16 protein-coding genes are annotated in these 17,270 nt (G+C 60.4%); 7 read left to right on the top strand and 9 right to left on the bottom strand.

Annotated elements, in window-relative coordinates; genetic code table 11:
* Positions 1 to 72: 72 nt before the first annotated feature.
* The 4 genes from ACVWYU_RS16865 (at position 73) to pdxH (ending at position 5,717) form a co-directional block, all read left to right on the top strand.
* Positions 73 to 2,586 (top strand): beta-agarase, encoded by a 2,514-nt coding sequence (locus tag ACVWYU_RS16865; protein WP_457373210.1) that lies wholly within the window; start codon positions 73 to 75, stop codon positions 2,584 to 2,586.
* A 201-nt stretch (positions 2,587 to 2,787) separates the two neighbouring features.
* Positions 2,788 to 3,933: a serine hydrolase domain-containing protein gene (locus tag ACVWYU_RS16870; protein WP_457373211.1), complete on the top strand. Its 1,146-nt coding sequence runs from the start codon at positions 2,788 to 2,790 to the stop codon at positions 3,931 to 3,933.
* A 113-nt stretch (positions 3,934 to 4,046) separates the two neighbouring features.
* On the top strand, positions 4,047 to 5,045 hold the full coding sequence (locus ACVWYU_RS16875; RefSeq protein ID WP_457373212.1) for an OmpA family protein: 999 nt from the start codon (positions 4,047 to 4,049) through the stop codon (positions 5,043 to 5,045).
* Between the two features lie 24 nt (positions 5,046 to 5,069).
* On the top strand, positions 5,070 to 5,717 hold the full coding sequence (gene pdxH / locus ACVWYU_RS16880; RefSeq protein WP_090317123.1) for a pyridoxamine 5'-phosphate oxidase: 648 nt from the start codon (positions 5,070 to 5,072) through the stop codon (positions 5,715 to 5,717).
* A gap of 5 nt (positions 5,718 to 5,722) precedes the next feature.
* Here the strand turns inward: pdxH and ACVWYU_RS16885 are convergent, their stop codons facing one another.
* Complete coding sequence (locus tag ACVWYU_RS16885; protein ID WP_457373213.1) at positions 5,723 to 5,959, bottom strand: hypothetical protein; 237 nt, start codon at positions 5,957 to 5,959, stop codon at positions 5,723 to 5,725.
* Between the two features lie 168 nt (positions 5,960 to 6,127).
* Here ACVWYU_RS16885 and ACVWYU_RS16890 point away from each other — a divergent pair, with 168 nt between their 5' ends.
* Positions 6,128 to 6,592, top strand: coding sequence for an outer membrane lipoprotein (locus tag ACVWYU_RS16890; RefSeq protein WP_090317129.1), 465 nt, complete (start codon positions 6,128 to 6,130; stop codon positions 6,590 to 6,592).
* Between the two features lie 141 nt (positions 6,593 to 6,733).
* On the opposite strand, the gene nhaA is transcribed toward ACVWYU_RS16890, so the two are convergent.
* Positions 6,734 to 7,921, bottom strand: coding sequence for a Na+/H+ antiporter NhaA (gene nhaA / locus ACVWYU_RS16895; protein ID WP_457373214.1), 1,188 nt, complete (start codon positions 7,919 to 7,921; stop codon positions 6,734 to 6,736).
* Positions 7,922 to 8,168: 247 nt separating this feature from the next.
* Here nhaA and ACVWYU_RS16900 point away from each other — a divergent pair, with 247 nt between their 5' ends.
* A complete protein-coding gene (locus tag ACVWYU_RS16900) occupies positions 8,169 to 9,266 on the top strand; it encodes a PLP-dependent cysteine synthase family protein (RefSeq protein ID WP_174552472.1) in 1,098 nt (365 codons plus the stop codon).
* A gap of 116 nt (positions 9,267 to 9,382) precedes the next feature.
* Here ACVWYU_RS16900 and ACVWYU_RS16905 read toward each other — a convergent pair whose 3' ends face one another.
* From ACVWYU_RS16905 to ACVWYU_RS16915, 3 genes are all read right to left on the bottom strand, one after another.
* Positions 9,383 to 10,996 carry an NAD(P)/FAD-dependent oxidoreductase gene (locus tag ACVWYU_RS16905; protein ID WP_457373215.1) on the bottom strand — a complete coding sequence of 538 codons (1,614 nt, stop codon included), beginning with the start codon at positions 10,994 to 10,996 and terminating at the stop codon, positions 9,383 to 9,385.
* Positions 10,997 to 11,091: 95 nt separating this feature from the next.
* Positions 11,092 to 11,757 carry a COG3650 family protein gene (locus ACVWYU_RS16910; protein WP_390959124.1) on the bottom strand — a complete coding sequence of 222 codons (666 nt, stop codon included), beginning with the start codon at positions 11,755 to 11,757 and terminating at the stop codon, positions 11,092 to 11,094.
* Positions 11,758 to 11,816: 59 nt separating this feature from the next.
* Positions 11,817 to 12,416: a short chain dehydrogenase gene (locus tag ACVWYU_RS16915; RefSeq protein WP_457373216.1), complete on the bottom strand. Its 600-nt coding sequence runs from the start codon at positions 12,414 to 12,416 to the stop codon at positions 11,817 to 11,819.
* Positions 12,417 to 12,521: 105 nt separating this feature from the next.
* On the opposite strand from ACVWYU_RS16915, the gene ACVWYU_RS16920 reads away from it, so the two are divergent.
* The gene (locus tag ACVWYU_RS16920) at positions 12,522 to 13,430 is read left to right on the top strand and encodes a LysR family transcriptional regulator (RefSeq protein WP_248915685.1); all 909 of its coding nucleotides are present in this window, start codon (positions 12,522 to 12,524) and stop codon (positions 13,428 to 13,430) included.
* A 183-nt stretch (positions 13,431 to 13,613) separates the two neighbouring features.
* On the opposite strand, the gene ACVWYU_RS16925 is transcribed toward ACVWYU_RS16920, so the two are convergent.
* From ACVWYU_RS16925 to livH, 4 genes are read right to left on the bottom strand one after another with little or no spacing between them, the layout of a single operon-like run.
* Entirely contained in the window at positions 13,614 to 14,315 is a 702-nt protein-coding gene (locus tag ACVWYU_RS16925) for an ABC transporter ATP-binding protein (RefSeq protein ID WP_457373217.1), read from the bottom strand.
* On the bottom strand, positions 14,316 to 15,083 hold the full coding sequence (livG, locus tag ACVWYU_RS16930; RefSeq protein ID WP_247254828.1) for a high-affinity branched-chain amino acid ABC transporter ATP-binding protein LivG: 768 nt from the start codon (positions 15,081 to 15,083) through the stop codon (positions 14,316 to 14,318).
* Positions 15,080 to 16,336 carry a high-affinity branched-chain amino acid ABC transporter permease LivM gene (locus ACVWYU_RS16935; protein WP_090317156.1) on the bottom strand — a complete coding sequence of 419 codons (1,257 nt, stop codon included), beginning with the start codon at positions 16,334 to 16,336 and terminating at the stop codon, positions 15,080 to 15,082. Before ACVWYU_RS16935 ends, livG begins: the two co-directional genes overlap by 4 nt.
* Entirely contained in the window at positions 16,333 to 17,256 is a 924-nt protein-coding gene (livH, locus tag ACVWYU_RS16940) for a high-affinity branched-chain amino acid ABC transporter permease LivH (RefSeq protein ID WP_090317159.1), read from the bottom strand. The genes ACVWYU_RS16935 and livH overlap by 4 nt, the downstream gene beginning before the upstream one ends.
* Between the last annotated feature and the right edge of the window lie 14 nt (positions 17,257 to 17,270).

Below are 17,270 nucleotides of genomic sequence, written 5' to 3' on the forward strand. Positions count from 1 at the left end.
ACCGTGTTGTCTATCTCTCTGTCATTGCTTTTCCACTGGCCCATCCGGGTCGCTAGGGAGAATTCCGTTCTCATGATTCGCCGTTCGTTGCGTCAATCGTTACCTGCCGTTTTTGCCCTGTTGTTTGCATCGCCTTTGCTGGCGGCTACTGCCAACCAGCAGACGCTGTTCAACTTTGTGCGTCCCGCCGATGTGGTCCAGGTAGCGACCCAGGATGCGAGCCTGCCGCAATCCAACGCCGAGCAAACCGCCGAAGGTGAAGTGCTGCGCCGGGTGACATTCAATCCGGTCGCCCGGCCAACCTTGCGTTTGAGCCCCCAGAACGGGGCCTGGGACTGGTCTCAGTCAGGCTTCATGAGCTTGCGCGTGCAAAACGCCATGGATTGGGCGCTGACCCTGTACGTGGCCATCCAGAGCAACGATGGCAAGACCCTGGTCAGCCGTGTCGATCTGCCGGCCGGCCCGGCGCAGACCCTGTTGGTGCCGTTGCAGCCGACGTCGCCGTTGAGCATGGGCATGAAAGCCGGGCCGCCCATGCCGATGACGGTCGAGGGTCAGCGCATCCTTCTGGCCAGCAGCGCTGGTGATCTGGATCGCGGCCAGGTCGTGTCGGTGAGCGTGTCGATGGATCAGCCGAAAGTCGCCCAGAGCATTCTGCTGGAGCGCTTCGGTGTGCAGAATGCCGAGGCCGTGACCCAGGCCGTGTATGGCGGATTGGTGGATGCCTACGGTCAATCGACCCGGGCCAAATGGCCGGAAAAGGTCAGCAGCGACGAACAACTGAAAAGCGCTGCGGCCAAGGAACAGCAACAACTGAAAACCTGGCTGGCCGAGCGCGAGAAGTCTTCGCTGGACAAATTCGGTGGCTGGATCAAAGGCCCGTCATTCAAGGCCAGTGGTTTCTTCCGCACGGAAAAACGCGACGGTCGCTGGTACCTGGTGACGCCACAAGGGCACCCGTTCTATTCGCTGGGGGTCAACACCGTTACCCCGGACGTCAATCAGACCTACACCGCCGGTCGCGAATGGATGTTCGAGTCCCTGCCCAAGGCTGATGAGGCACTGGCTCATCACTTCGGTGAAGGCGACAACCGTGGCGGTAACGGCGTCGACCTGGGCCGGGGCTTCAATTTCGGCCAATGGTATGACTTCTACGGCGCGAATCTGCAGCGTTTGTACGGCGACCCTTGCGCTTTGGATCGCGATACCAAGTCTGGCGTGGCTGAAGCGGCCAAGGCCGAAGCGGTAGAGGCAACGACCGAGAAGGCTGCCGAGCAACCCGTGGTTCCTTCAACGGCCGAAGCCGGTATCGCCGAAGCCGCCAAGACCGGCGCCGCCGATGCCACGGCAGCGAAAGCGGCTGAGCCAACCCCTGCTGGCCCCTGCAAAACGACGATCGATGAGCCGCGCTGGACCCGCCACACCCTTGATCGACTGCAAGCCTGGGGTTTCAACACCATCGGCAACTGGAGCGCGCCGGTGCTGGGCGATGCTGAACGGGTACCCTACACCTTACCGCTGTCAATCGTCGGCGATTACGCCAGCATCAGCACGGGGACCGACTGGTGGGGCGGCATGCCAGACCCGTTCGATCCGCGTTTCGCCATGGCCACCGAGCGCGCGGTGGCCATTGCGGCCCGCGATCATCGTGATGACCCTTGGCTGATCGGTTACTACGCCGATAATGAACTGGCCTGGGCTGGCCCGGGCGACGACCCCAAAGCCCGCTACGCCCTGGCCTACGGCACGTTGAAAATGACCACCGACGTGCCGGCCAAACGAGCGTTCCTCAAGCAATTGCGCGACAAGTACCGCAATCAGGCAGGGCTGTCGAAAGCCTGGGGCATTGATCTGCCGGCCTGGGAATTAATGGAAGACCCCGGTTTCGTGCCGCCGCTGCCAAGCGCTGACCACCCGGAAATCGAGGCCGACTTCAAATACTTCCAGAAGGTCTTCGCCGACACTTACTTCAAGACCATTTCCGATTCGCTCAAGTGGCACGCGCCAAACCAGTTGTTGCTCGGTGGCCGTTTTGCCATCAGTACGCCAGAAGCCGTGGAGTCCTGTGCCCAGTATTGCGACGTACTGAGTTTCAACATGTACACCCTGCAACCCCAGGACGGCTATGACTTCGCCCAACTGAAAAGCCTCGACAAACCGGTGCTGATCACTGAGTTCAACTTCGGTTCGACGGATCGCGGCCCATACTGGGGCGGCGTGACTCAATTGGCGAAGGAAGAGGACCGTGGGCCGGCCTACGCGAATTTCCTCAAGCAAGCACTGAGCGAGCCGTCGATTGTCGGGGTGCACTGGTTCCAATACCTAGACCAACCCGTAACCGGGCGACTGCTGGATGGCGAAAACGGTCATTTTGGCCTGGTCGGTATTACCGATCTGCCATTCCAGGGCTTTGTCGACAGTGTGCGCAAAAGCAACCTGGCAGCCATTGAACAGTTGGGCAAAGAGGCGCAGAAGGCCAGTGCCGAGGCCAATAAAGCCAACCATGACACCGAGGGCGGGCGCAAAGGCGAAGCTGGCCAAGGGCCAGGCAAGGCCACTGGCGGGCATTCCGGCAAGGGGCACTGAGTCCAGACGGACCGCGTTATCGTTTATCGCGAGCAGGCTCGCCCCACAGGAGCCTGCTCGCGATGACGTCTGTGCGGACGCCAGAAACAATCTGATCACTTCCAGGGGCGGCTGACCGCCCGGCCTGGCCCTGTTCCCAAATCCCTCAAAGGCTGGAACAATGCGGGGCATTTTGTAGAACGCTTATCCGGAGAGTAGCGGGTGCAGATTCAGGGTTATTACGAGCTCAAGTTCGAAGCGGTACGCGAGGCGTTCGCGGCGCTGTTCGACGATGCTCAGGAGCGTGGCGCGGCGTTGTGCATCCGGATCGGTGGCGAAACCGTCGTCGATCTCTGGGCCGGTACTTCCGACAAGGACGGCGCGCAAGCCTGGCACAGCGACACCATCGCCAACCTGTTTTCTTGCACCAAAACCTTCGCTGCCGTTACTGCCCTGCAATTGGTCGCCGAAGGAAAGCTGCAACTGGATGCACCGGTTGCCCGGTACTGGCCGGAATTCGCCGCAGCCGGCAAAGAGTCTGTGACGTTGCGCCAATTGCTCTGTCACCAGGCCGGTTTGCCGGCGCTACGGGAGTTGCTGGCGCCCGAAGCACTTTACGACTGGCAAACCATGGTTGATGCCCTGGCTGCTGAAACTCCGTGGTGGACGCCGGGGCAGGGGCACGGGTATGCGGCAATCACCTATGGCTGGCTGGTCGGTGAGCTGTTGCGTCGTGCCGATGGGCGCGGGCCGGGTGAGTCCATCGTGGCACGGGTAGCGAAGCCTTTGGGACTGGATTTCCACGTCGGCCTGGCCGACGAAGAGTTTCATCGGGTGGCGCATATCGCCCGTGGCAAGGGCAACATCGGTGATGCAGCGGCCCAGCGCCTGCTGCAAGTGACGATGCGCGAACCAGCGGCCATGACCACCCGGGCGTTTACCAACCCTCCGTCAGTGCTGACCAGCACCAACAAGCCGGAGTGGCGGCGCATGCAGCAACCTGCGGCCAACGGCCACGGTAACGCCCGTAGCCTGGCCGGGTTCTACGCCGGCCTGCTCGATGGCAGCTTGCTCGAAGGCGAAATGCTCGACGAACTGACCCGCGAGCACAGCCTCGGCGAGGATAAGACTTTACTGACCCGGACCCGATTCGGTCTGGGTTGCATGCTCGATCAGCCGGATGTGCCCAACGCTACGTTCGGCCTGGGCCCGCGGGCGTTCGGACATCCGGGCGCGGGCGGTTCCATCGGTTTTGCTGACCCGGAGCACGATGTAGCTTTCGGTTTTGTGACAAATACACTGGGCCCGTACGTCTTAATGGATCCGCGCGCGCAAAAGCTTGTGCGGGTACTGGCCACTTGTCTGTAAATCAGGCTTTCGGGTTCCGGAGCTGGAACCCGAAAGCCTTTTAAGTTTCCAACCGTCTGTTTTAGCGGGCCAATCCGGCCTGATTTTTATGACTTCATTTTTGTGGATATCCAATGTCATCCAAACCAACCCTCGCTTTGGCACTGTGCTTCGCTATTACCGGTTGTGCACAGACTCCTAAAAACGATGCAGATGGCGGCAGTTGGTGGCCGTTTGGTTCATCCGACAAAGTCGCAGCCAAAGACCCGGCGCCTGCCCCGCTGAAACCTGCCGTTACCGCTCCGGTTGCCAAGGCTGAGGCCGATGCCGGTACCAATTGGTGGTGGCCGTTCGGTGGCAAGGAGCAGAGCACCACCAAGGAGCAGAGCACCGCCAAGGCCGTGCCGATGCCGGACCCTAAAGTGACCCAGGCCTGGCTCGACGACTACGAACCGCGCCTGCGCGAAGCGATCAAGGGCAGCAACCTGCAACTTGAGCGTCGTGAAAACGTGCTGGTGGTGACGGCACCGGTCGAAGGCTCGTTCAACCCGGCTCGCCCGGCGATGCTGCTGCCCGTGACCCTTGGCCCGTTCACCCGCGTCGCGAAAGTCCTCGAAGTCGATCCGAAGACTGCTGTACTGGTGCTGGGCCACAGTGATACGTCGGGAGCCGCAGCGGCCAACGTAACGTTGAGTCAGGAGCGCGCGCAAGCGGTGGCCGCGATTTTCCGTCTCAGCGGTCTGCAGCGTGATCGCCTGATGCTGCGCGGCATGGGCGGTGATGCCCCGCGTGCCGCCAACGACAGCGCTGAAGGCCGTGCCTTGAACCGTCGTGTAGAGTTGCTGGTCACTCCGCAGAACACCATGGTTGCATTGCTGAGCAAGTACAACATGCCGGCCCCGGCGCCGGTGACGATGGTTGCCGCGCAAGACGTCAAGCCAGCTGCCAAGCCAGTGACCCCGGCACCGGCGGCCAAGAAAGCTGCGGCTTCAGCGAAGAAAAAAGCGCCGGCCAAGAAAGCCACCGCCAAGAAGACTCCGGCTAAAACCGCGACTCCAGCGAAAAAGACTGCACCGGCCAAAGCTGCTGCAGACACGAAAAAAGCCGCCGACGCCGATACCACTAAGCAGTGATTCGTTAACCAAAAGGAAAATGCCATGACCAAGGCCCTGGTTGATATGCGTCGCGATTACACCCGTGATGGCTTGACCGAGGCGCAAGCCCCGGCCGAGCCGTTTGCGCTGTTCCACCAATGGTTCGCCGAGGCGGTGAAAACCGAACAGGCGCCGGTGGAGGCAAACGCCATGACCTTGGCCACGGTCGATCAGGACGGTCGACCGCACTGCCGTATCCTCTTGCTCAAGGGGCTGGATGCGCAGGGTTTTACCTTTTTCACCAATTACGACAGTGCCAAGGGCCAGCATCTGGTTGCGAATCCGTTCGCGGCCATGACCTTTTTCTGGCCAACCCTGGAGCGCCAGGTGCGCATCGAGGGGCGGGTGGAGAAGGTCACGCCTGAAGAGTCCGACGCTTACTATCAGGTTCGCCCGTTGGGCAGCCGCCTCGGTGCCTGGGCTTCGCCCCAGAGCCGGGTGATTGCCGACCGCGCCGAACTGGAAGCGCTGCTCAAGGACACCGAACAACGTTTCAGCGACACCCAGCCGCACTGCCCGGAACATTGGGGCGGTTACCGTCTGCTGCCGGAGCGCATCGAGTTCTGGCAAGGTCGTCCTAGTCGCTTGCACGACCGCCTGAACTATCGCTTGCAGGGCGCCGACTGGACGCTTGAACGTCTGGCGCCCTAAGCAGTCTACTGATCGGGATAGCCTGCCGCAGCGGCTTTCAGCCATTGCGGCAGATCTCGACGCTTGATCTTTTGCACTCGAGCGTTTGCCAGTTGCTGGAGCATGAACGCTTTTTTCCGCTCGTCCTTTCCGGCCAGTGCCAGAGCCAGATCGCGGTCCATCCAGCGTTTGATCCGCACGTACAGCCACCCATGGAAGTACAAACCGGCAACCGTAGTGACGACAATGATAAAGTAATCCATGAAAATCCTGGGTCAGTCGCGCAGATCGAAGAATTTCCCGCTACCGTGTGTTGAAATTCGTGAAAGTGCCTGTACATGTCCTGAATCAAAACATTTTTATCCGGGCGATGCCGTGACAGGCGTCAAGCCTCGGAGTTAAATGATTACTTGTCCTTTGGAGTTGATGCTATGCGTAAGTCTGTTTTGCTGGTTGCTTCCTTTTCCACGATGGCGATGTTGCTCGCCGGCTGCCAATCGAGCCTGACCGGTGACTCCTACTCCCGTGACGAAGCGCGTCGCGTGCAGACCGTTCGCATGGGCACCATCGAATCCCTGCGTCCGGTGAAAATCGAAGGTACCAAGACCCCAATCGGCGGCGCTGCCGGTGCAGTCGTTGGCGGCGTTGGCGGTAGCGCCATCGGTGGCGGCAAGGGCAGCATCGTCGCTGCGGTCATCGGCGCAGTCGCCGGCGGCCTGGTGGGTTCGGCAGCCGAAGAAGGCCTGACTCGTACCCAGGGTGTCGAGATCACCGTACGCGAAGACGACGGCAGCATGCGCGCCTATGTCCAGGAAGTTCAGCCGAACGAAGTGTTCCGCGTGGGTGAGCGTGTACGCATTTCCACCGTTGGCGGGACCAGCCGCGTTTCGCACTAAGCCAGAATAAGCGTTAAAGAAAACCCCGATCAGGTGAACTGGTCGGGGTTTTTTGTTGGTGAAGCGGGTGTTCTGGCTGAGCCGGGCTACCTTGTGGCTTCAGGTTGGCTCTTTGACGACCTTAAAAGTGGCCTCTGATTCTCAGGTTGGCAACGCAGCGTGCTTGCGACTCGACATCGCCGTCACCGCATAACCGATCAACGCAGCCAGTATCGAACCGGTCAAAATCCCCATCCGATCCATACCCGCATAGTCGCTGACACCCGGTTCGAAGGCCAGGGAGCCGACAAACAGGCTCATGGTGAATCCGATCCCGCAGAGGACCGCTACACCCAGCACCTGACCCCAGTTGGCACCTTGGGGCAGGGCGGCGATGCCGATTTTCACCGCGAGCCAGGTCAGGCCGAATACGCCGAGGGTCTTGCCCAGCAACAGGCCGACCGCGATGCCCATTGGCACGTGGTGGGTGAAGCTCTCGACGGTGACGCCGCTCAGGGACAGGCCGGCGTTGGCGAAGGCGAACAGTGGCAGGATGCCGTAGGCCACCCATGGGTGGAGGGCGTGCTCCAGGTTCAGCAGTGGTGAGGGTTCGGCGTTTTTCGTGCGCAACGGGATGCAGAACGCCAGAGTGACGCCGGCCAGCGTCGCGTGGACACCGCTCTTGAGAACGCACACCCACAGGATCAAACCGATGATCATGTAAGGACCGAGCTTGACCACGCCGAGCCGGTTCATCGCGATCAATGCAACAATGCACGTCCCGGCGAGTGCCAATGAAAGGGTCGACAGGGTTCCCGAGTAGAAGATCGCGATGACGATGATCGCGCCCAGGTCATCGATGATGGCCAGGGTCATCAAAAACAGTTTCAGTGATACCGGCACGCGCTTGCCCAGCAGTGCAAGGACACCAAGGGCGAAGGCGATATCAGTCGCCATTGGAATGGCCCAACCACTGAGCGCGGCGGGGTTGTCACGGTTGAAAAACCAGTAGACCAGAGCCGGCACGACCATGCCGCCAATTGCTGCGGCACCGGGCAGGACGACCTGCGAAGGTTTCGATAACTGACCGTCGAGGACCTCGCGCTTCACCTCCAGGCCGATCAGCAGGAAGAACAGGGCCATCAAGCCGTCGTTGATCCAGAGCAGCGCCGGTTTGGCGATTTGCAGCGCACCGATCTGCGCCACCACCGGCGTATCCAGAAAGCTGCTGTACAGCCATGACAGCGGCGAGTTGTTGATGACTAAAGCGAGGGCAGCCGCAGCGATCAGTAACAGACCGCTGGCAGCTTCCAACTGAAAGAAACGCGTGAAAGTGCTACGCAGAGGCAAGGTCGCTCTCCATCGATGAATTAAAAAGGTGGGACACCCTAACCCGTACGGTTAGTTGTTAAAACAAAAGTTATATTCTTTTTTGTTATATGTCGTTACAACGCGATTGTCCTGCAAGGTCATGAGCCTAGCAGTTGCCGAGCGTATTGAAGCTCAGCTGTACCTGTGCGTGATGTAGGATTTTTCCTAAGCTTGATGGCTGAGGCTTGCGACAAGGCCGACTCCTGCCCGATTCCACGAGAAAACCATCATGAGCGACAACCGACAGTGGGCCCGCGAAGCCATCCGGATCATTGAAGCCGACTTCCAGCGCAGCGCCGATACCCACCTGATCCCTTTGCCGCTGCCGGGTTTTCCGGGCATCGAGTTGTACTTCAAGGATGAATCAAGCCATCCCACTGGCAGCCTCAAGCACCGTCTGGCCCGTTCATTGTTCCTCTATGCCCTGTGTAACGGCTGGCTCAAGCCCGGCGCGCCGGTGATCGAGGCGTCCAGCGGCTCGACGGCGATTTCCGAGGCGTACTTCGCCCGCATGCTGGGCTTGCCGTTCATTGCCGTGATGCCGGCAACCACCTCCAGGGAAAAAATCGCACAGATCGCTTTCTATGGCGGCCAGAGTCATTTGGTGGATGATCCGACACAGATCTATGCCGAGTCCGAGCGCCTGGCCCGTGAACACGATGGACATTTCATCGATCAGTTCACATACGCCGAACGCGCCACCGACTGGCGGGCGAACAACAACATCGCCGAATCGATTTTCCAGCAAATGCGTTTCGAGCAGCACCCAGAGCCGAGCTGGCTGATTTCCAGCCCTGGCACCGGCGGCACCACGGCGACCCTGGGGCGCTATGTGCGTTATCGCCAGCATTGCACCCGCGTGCTGTGTGCCGATGCCGAGCGTTCGGTGTTTTTTGATTATTACCAGAGCGGCGACGCCAGCTTGCGCCTGCCTCATGGCTCACGCATTGAGGGCATAGGCCGGCCACGGGTAGAGGCATCGTTTCTGCCCAAGGTGATCGACGCGATGGTCAAGGTGCCGGATGCATTGTCACTGGCGGCCATGCATTACCTCGCCGAGCGTCTGGGTCGTCATGTGGGCGGATCAAGCGGGACCAACCTGATCGGGGCATTGATGGCGGCACAGCAGATGGCCGCGGCGGGAGAGACAGGGTCGATCGTGGCGATTTTGTGCGATGGCGGTGAGCGCTATGCCACGACTTACTACGATCAGGATTGGCTCAAGGCCGAGGGGTACGCGTTGAGCGGGTTGATCGAATCGGTTGCGGCAACGGTCGAGCGCGGCGAGCCCCTGCCGGCCAGCATTCTGCGCGCCAATATCTGACACACCGAAAACCAATGTGAGAGCGGGTTTGCTCGCGAATATCGGGTCACATTCAATAGAGATATTGACTGATCAACCGCTTTCGCGAGCAAGCCCGCTCCCACCTTTGATTGGTATCAGGCTTGCAGGCCCAGAATATCCCGTGCCACGGCTTCGGCAATGCGAATGCCATCGACACCCGCCGACAGAATCCCACCCGCATAACCCGCGCCTTCACCGGCCGGGAACAAGCCCTTCACGTTCAGGCTTTGCAACGACTCGTTACGGGTAATGCGTAGCGGCGACGAAGTACGGGTTTCGATACCGGTCAACACCGCATCATGCAGCGAATAACCACGGATCTGTTTCTCGAACGCCGGCAAGGCTTCGCGAATCGCTTCGATGGCGAATGCCGGCAGGGCCAGGGCCAGGTCACCCAAGGCAACGCCCGGCTTGTAGGACGGCTCGACAGTGCCCAGTTCGGTGGACGGCTTGCCGGCAATGAAGTCGCCGACCAGCTGCGCCGGGGCTTCATAGTTGCTGCCGCCCAGCACAAAGGCGTGGGACTCCAGGCGTTCCTGCAACTCGATACCTGCCAGTGGACCGCCCGGATAATCGACTTCCGGGGTAATGCCGACGACGATCCCGGAGTTGGCGTTGCGCTCGTTGCGCGAGTACTGGCTCATGCCGTTGGTGACGACTCGATTCGGCTCGGAAGTCGCCGCCACCACCGTGCCGCCTGGGCACATGCAGAAGCTGTACACCGAGCGACCGTTCCTGGCGTGGTGCACCAGTTTGTAGTCGGCGGCGCCGAGTTTCGGGTGTCCGGCGTATTTGCCAAGGCGTGCGCGGTCGATCAGCGATTGCGGGTGCTCGATGCGGAAACCCACCGAGAACGGCTTGGCCTCCATGAACACGCCGCGGCCATGCAGCATGCGGAAGGTGTCGCGGGCACTGTGGCCGAGGGCCAGAATCACGTGCCTGGAGTGGATTTGCTCGCCACCATTGAGTTCGACACCAACCAGTTGACCGTCTTCGATCAACACATCGGTAACCCGCTGCTGGAAGCGTACTTCACCGCCCAGGGCGCGAATCTGCTCACGCATGTTTTCCACAACGCCAGTCAGTCGGAACGTACCGATGTGCGGTTTGCTGACGTAGAGGATTTCTTCCGGCGCACCGGCCTTGACGAACTCATGCAGGACCTTGCGACCGAGGAATTTCGGGTCCTTGATCTGGCTGTAGAGCTTGCCGTCGGAGAATGTCCCGGCGCCGCCTTCACCGAACTGCACGTTGGACTCGGGGTTGAGCACGCTTTTGCGCCACAGGCCCCAGGTGTCCTTGGTGCGCTGGCGCACTTCGGTACCGCGTTCGAGGATGATCGGCTTGAAACCCATTTGTGCGAGCAGCAGCCCGGCAAAAATCCCGCAGGGGCCGAAGCCGACGACGATCGGGCGGACGCTCAGGCCAGCCGGCGCCTGGCCGACCATTTTGTAACTGACATCCGGTGCCACGTTGACGTTACGGTCATCGGCGAACTTGTGCAGAACCGAGGCCTCATCGCGCACGGTGAGGTCGATGGTGTAGATGAAGCACAGCTCGGAAGATTTCTTGCGCGCATCGTAGCTGCGCTTGAACAGGGTGAAGTCGAGCAGGTCATCACTGGCGATGCCCAGGCGCTGCACAATGGCAGGGCGCAGGTCTTCATCGGGATGGTCGATCGGCAACTTGAGTTCGGTGATTCGTAACATGACGGGATCCGGTTCGCGGGGCGCACAACTGCGCCAGGGCGTTTGAAGCCGGCGATTATAAGCCTCAAACGCCCGGTCCCGTGAGGCAAAAACGATCAGTCGTTGCGCGAGCCGCCGAAATACCCGCAGCCACGCTGTACCTGCCCATCGATGCGCAACTCGGCACTCATGTGCTGAATACTGCCGGTGCTGCCGTCGACGCAGCGTTGCGGCGCGACCCACAGTTCGATGTGCTGATTGTTGGCTTCGGTGCTGAGGTTGAAGCGGCCATCGCCCAGTTGTTCTTCGACATACGGGACGGCGAGGGGAGGCTGGCCGGCACGGTCGATGACCATGCCCTTGCCGCTGACTTTGACGTTCCACTCCGGGGAATGGCCGGCGGCGCGCAGGATCAGCAATTTGAAGTTGGGATCGTCACAGGCCGTGCCCGAGCGCTCGACGCGGTACAGCGTTTCCAGGTCGAACTGACCGTCGCCGCTGCCGGAAACGATTCGCCCGCGCACGTCGGCAAACAGCGTGCCCTGGGTATCGGCCAGGCTGGCCGCCTGTTGCAGGACGCTGGTGCCGCCTGTGTCGTTGACCACATAACGACGCTGTTCGCCGCAAGGCTGGAACAGCAGCTTGCCATCGGCTGCGCTCAACTGGCCTTGCAGGCGGGTCTGGCCGACATGGGAGGCGCTTTCACGCGAGCCGTCGAATAACTGGCAGGCGGCGAACAACGGAAGCAGGGCAACGAGGACTAAGGAACGGGCGGCACGCATCTTGGGGTCTCCTGACAAGTGCCGCCACGTTACTCAGCCTGACCGTTCATCACAAGGCTTTAGCCCACGTGAATGGTTTGGCCTGTCTGCAGGCCTTCCACGCTTTTGGCGTAGGCCAGTGCGACATCCGCCGCAGGAACCGGTTTGAAACCACGGAAGTACGGCGCGTATTTGCCCATGGCTTCAACCAGTACGTTCGGGCTGATCGAGTTCACTCGCAGGCCGCGTGGCAGTTCGATGGCGGCGGCGCGGACGAAGCTGTCCAGTGCACCGTTGACCAACGCTGCCGAGGCACCGCTGCGGATCGGGTCGTGGCTGAGTACGCCGGTGGTGAAAGTGAACGAAGCGCCGTCATTGGCGAACTCGCGACCGATCAGCAGCAGGTTGACCTGGCCCATCAGTTTGTCTTTGAGGCCCAGGGCGAAACTCTCTTCCGTCATTTCGGTCAGCGGTGCGAAGGTCACGTTACCGGCGGCGCTGATCAGCGCATCGAATTTTCCGGTTTGCTCGAACAGTTTGCGAATCGACCCGCTGTCGCTGATATCCACTTGAAAATCACCGCTCTTGCGGCCGATGCGGACGATTTCGTGGCGTTGAGACAGCTCCTTGTCGACCGCTGAACCGATGGTGCCGCCTGCGCCGATCAAAAGAATTTTCATGGTGCTGATCCTCGAGTGGGTTGAATGAGGCTTCAGTTTAGAGTGGTTTTTTTCGTTGATAAGCGCGCTAATAGGCAACCTTTGGTTTTCTATTGGAAACAATCCATGAGCGAAATGGACGATCTCGCGGCGTTCGCGGTGCTGGTCGAGGCGGGGAGTTTTACCCTGGCGGCGCAACAATTGGGTTGCAGCAAGGGGCAACTGTCCAAGCGGATCAGTCAGTTGGAAGCGCAGTTTTCCGTGGTCTTGCTGCAGCGCACCACACGGCGCTTGAGCCTGACGGCCGCTGGCGCTGCCTTGCTGCCGCAGGCGCAGGCGCTGGTGGTGCAGGTCGATCGGGCGCGTCAGGCCTTGGCACGACTGAAGGACGACATGGCCGGCCCGGTGCGAATGACAGTCCCGGTTTCGCTGGGGGAGACCTTTTTCGATGGCTTGCTGCTGGAGTTCTCGAGCCGGTACCCACAGGTGCAGATCGAATTGGACCTGAGCAACAACTATCGTGATTTATCCCGTGATGGCTATGATCTCGCGGTTCGCTCGGATGTGGCCAATGACCAGCGCCTGGTCGCTCGCCCGTTGCTGGCGTGGCACGAAATGACCTGCGCCAGCCCGGCGTATCTCGAGCAATACGGCGAGCCGCTGACGCCTCAGGCATTGGCCGACCATCGCTGCCTGCTCAACAGCCACTACAGCGGTCGCGAAGAATGGCTGTATCACCAGCAACATGAATTGTTGCGGGTACGCGTGTCCGGGCCCTTTGCCAGCAACCATTACAACCTGTTGAAGAAGGCCGCCCTGGCCGGCGCGGGTATTGCGCGTTTGCCGTCCTACTTGCTGCCCGCGGAATTGGCTGACGGACGTTTGCGCTGGCTCCTGCGCGATTATCAGACCCGGAGCATGCCGATGTACCTGGTGCATCCGTATCAGGGTGGGCTGCCCAAGCGTACGCAAGTGTTGTCCGATTATCTGATTGGCTGGTTCAAACGCAGTGGGGAGGCGCTGGATCGGCTGTAGGAGCGGGCTTGCGTCGGGCGGGTCCGACGATGGTCGTCAACGCTAACGAGGACGGCCTTGATGAACGCGGCGCTCTCAGGTTCTTCGCTAGCAAGCTCGCTCCTACAAAGGATCTGTATGGCTATAGAGGTGGCGGGCATAAAAAAAACGGCCCGAAGGCCGTTTCTTGTCTGCCGTAAAGCCTTAGCCGCCGAGGTACGCTTCGCGCACTTTCGGATCGGTCAGCAGTGCTTCACCGGTGCCTTGCATCACCACACGACCGTTTTCCAGCACGTAGGCACGGTCGGCGATTTTCAGCGCCTGGTTGGCGTTTTGCTCTACCAGGAACACCGTCACACCGTCCTTGCGCAGTTGTTCGATGATGTCGAAGATCTGCTGGATGATGATCGGTGCCAGGCCCAGCGATGGCTCGTCGAGCAGCAGCAGCTTGGGTTTGCTCATCAGCGCACGGCCGATGGCAAGCATTTGCTGTTCGCCGCCGGACATGGTGCCGCCGCGTTGGTTAAAGCGCTCTTTCAGGCGTGGGAAAAGTCCGAGGACCTTGTCCAATTGCTCCTGATAATCGCCCTTTGCGGTGAAGAAACCACCCATGGAGAGGTTTTCTTCCACGGTCAGGCGCGAGAACACCCGACGGCCTTCCGGAACCACGGCAATACTCTTGCGCATGATCTGTGCCGAGGTCTGCCCCACCAGCTCTTCACCCATGTAACGGATGCTGCCGCTGTGAGCTTGCGGCGAACCGCAGAGGGTCATCAGCAGGGTGGATTTGCCCGCGCCGTTGGCGCCGATCAGCGTCACGATTTCGCCCTGGCGGATTTCCACGTTGACGCTGTGCAGGGCCTGGATCTTGCCATAGAAGGTGGAAACGTTTTCGAACTGCAGCATTTACGCTTCCCCCAGGTAGGCTTTGATCACTTCAGGATTGTCGCGGATCTGTTCCGGCGTACCGTCGGCCAACGGCGTGCCCTGGTTGATCACGACGATGTGGTCGGAAATGCTCATGACCAGTTTCATGTCGTGCTCGATCAACAGCACGGTGACGTTGTGCTCTTCGCGCAGCACGCTGATCAGCGCCTTGAGGTCTTCGGTTTCCTTCGGGTTCAGGCCGGCTGCGGGCTCGTCGAGCATGAGGATCCGCGGGCGGGTCATCATGCAGCGGGCGATTTCCAGGCGACGCTGCTGACCGTAGGCCAGGGTGCCGGCCGGACGGTTGGCGAACTCCTTGAGATGAACCTTGTCCAGCCAGTATTCGGCGAACTCCATGGCCTCGCGTTCGCTTTTGCGGAACGACGGGGTCTTGAACAGGCCGGACAGGAAGTTGGTGTTCAGGTGACGATGCTGGGCGATCAAGAGGTTCTCGACCGCGGTCATGTCCTTGAACAACCGCACGTTCTGGAAGGTGCGCACCACGCCTTTGAGGGCGATCTTGTGGCCAGGCAGGCCTTCGATCGGCTCGCCGTCCAGCAGGATGCTGCCACCGCTTGGCTTGTAGAAGCCGGTCAGGCAGTTGAACACGGTGGTCTTGCCGGCGCCGTTGGGGCCGATCAGGGCAACCACTTGTTTCTCTTTCACGCTCAAGGCTACGCCGTTGACGGCCAGCAAGCCGCCGAAGCGCATGCTCAGGTTTTCTACTTTCAGGATCTCGCGGCTCATTTGCGCAGCTCCATGTGAGGACGTTGCATGGGCAGCAGACCCTGAGGGCGCCAGATCATCATCAGTACCATCAAGGCACCGAACATCAACATGCGGTACTCACTGAACTCACGCATCATTTCCGGCAACAGGATCATCACCACGGCCGCGAGGATCACACCCAGCTGCGAGCCCATGCCACCCAGCACGACGATGGCGAGAATGATCGCCGACTCGATGAAGGTGAAGGACTCCGGTGTCACCAGGCCCTGACGGGCAGCGAAGAAGCTGCCGGCAAAACCGGCGAAGCTGGCACCCAGGGTAAAGGCCGAAAGCTTGATGACGGTCGGGTTCAGACCCAGTGCGCGGCAGGCGATTTCGTCTTCACGCAATGCTTCCCACGCGCGGCCCAGCGGCATGCGCAGCAAGCGGTTGATGACGAACAGCGCACCCAGTGCCAGGAGCAACGCAACCAGGTAAAGGAAGATCACCTTGTTGATCGAGTTGTATTCCAGGCCGAAGTACTCGTGGAAGGTCTGCATCCCTTCAGCGGCTTTACGTTCGAAGGTCAGGCCGAAGAACGTCGGCTTCTCGATGTTGCTGATACCGTTCGGACCGCCAGTGAGGCCGGTCAGGTTACGCAGGAACAGACGGATGATCTCACCAAAGCCCAGGGTCACGATCGCCAGGTAGTCACCGCGCAGACGCAGTACCGGGAAGCCGAGCAGGAAGCCGAAGGTGGCGGACATCAGGCCGGCGATTGGCAGGCAGATCCAGAAGCTCAGACCGTAGTAGTGCGACAGCAGCGCGTAGCTGTAGGCGCCGACGGCGTAGAAGCCGACGTAACCGAGGTCGAGCAGGCCGGCCAGGCCGACCACGATGTTCAGGCCGAGGCCGAGCATCACGTAGATCAGCACCAGGGTCGCGATGTCCACCGCGCCGCGCGAGCCGAAGAACGGCCAGACCAGCGCACCGGCGATCAGCGCAATGATGATCCAGCGCTGGGTGGTCGGCAGGGTCAGGAAGTTACTGGCCTTGGCCGGAATCAGCGGTACGCCGGGCGAGGAACGCCAGGCCGAGCTGATCTGCCGGTCGAAGATCACACGCAGGAACATCAGCACCGAGCACACGGCGATGGTGATCAGCGTGGCGTTGCTGGTGCCATGGACTTCGAGGTTGATGCCGACGATGGTCAGCTTCAGACCGAGTACCGGGTAGGCCACGGCCCACACCAGCAAGGCGCTGAACAACGCCTGTTTAAGATTCCTAGTCATACTTTCTCAACCTCCGGACGGCCCAGCAGGCCGGTTGGCCGGAACAACAACACCAGAACCAATAGGCCGAACGCCACGACGTCCTTGTACTGGTCGCCGAAAATATCGGCACCGAAGGCTTCCGCCACGCCAAGCACCAGCCCGCCGAGCATGGCGCCCGGAATGCTGCCGATACCGCCCAATACCGCAGCGGTGAAGGCCTTGAGGCCGACCAGGAATCCGGCGTTCGGGTTGATCACGCCGTATTGCATGCTCAGCAGCACGGCAGCGATGGCCGCCAGCGCTGCACCGATGACGAAGGTCAGGGCGATGATGTTGTTGGTGTTGATGCCCAGCAGGTTGGCCATCTTGATGTCTTCGGCGCAGGCACGGCAGGCGCGACCCAGGCGAGAGCGGGAGATGAACAGCGTGAGGCCGAGCATGGCGACCAGGGTCACCACGAACACCACGATTTGCATGTAGGAAATCAGCACTTCATGTGCGCCACCTGGCCCGATGGAAAAGTTGCCCGGAATCAGGTTGGGAATGGATTTGTCCTTGGAGTCTTGCGCCAGCAGAACCGTGTTCTGCAGGAAGATCGACATGCCGATGGCGGAAATCAGCGGGATCAGACGGTTGCTGCCGCGAAGTGGGCGGTAGGCGATCCGTTCGATGCTGTAACCGTAGGCACTGGTTACCACGATGGTGGCGAGAAAAGCGGCGGTCATCAACAGTGGAACACTGTCGAGTCCCAGCATGGACAGTCCGGCGATGGCGATGAACGCCACGTAGGAACCGATCATGTACACCTCGCCGTGGGCGAAGTTGATCATTCCAATGATGCCGTAAACCATCGTATAGCCGATGGCGATCAGGGCATATGTGCTGCCAATGGTCAGACCATTAACCAGCTGTTGGAAAAAGTGATAGATGTCAGGCATTACAGCGCTCCTAA

Source organism: Pseudomonas sp. TE12234 (assembly GCF_054061835.1).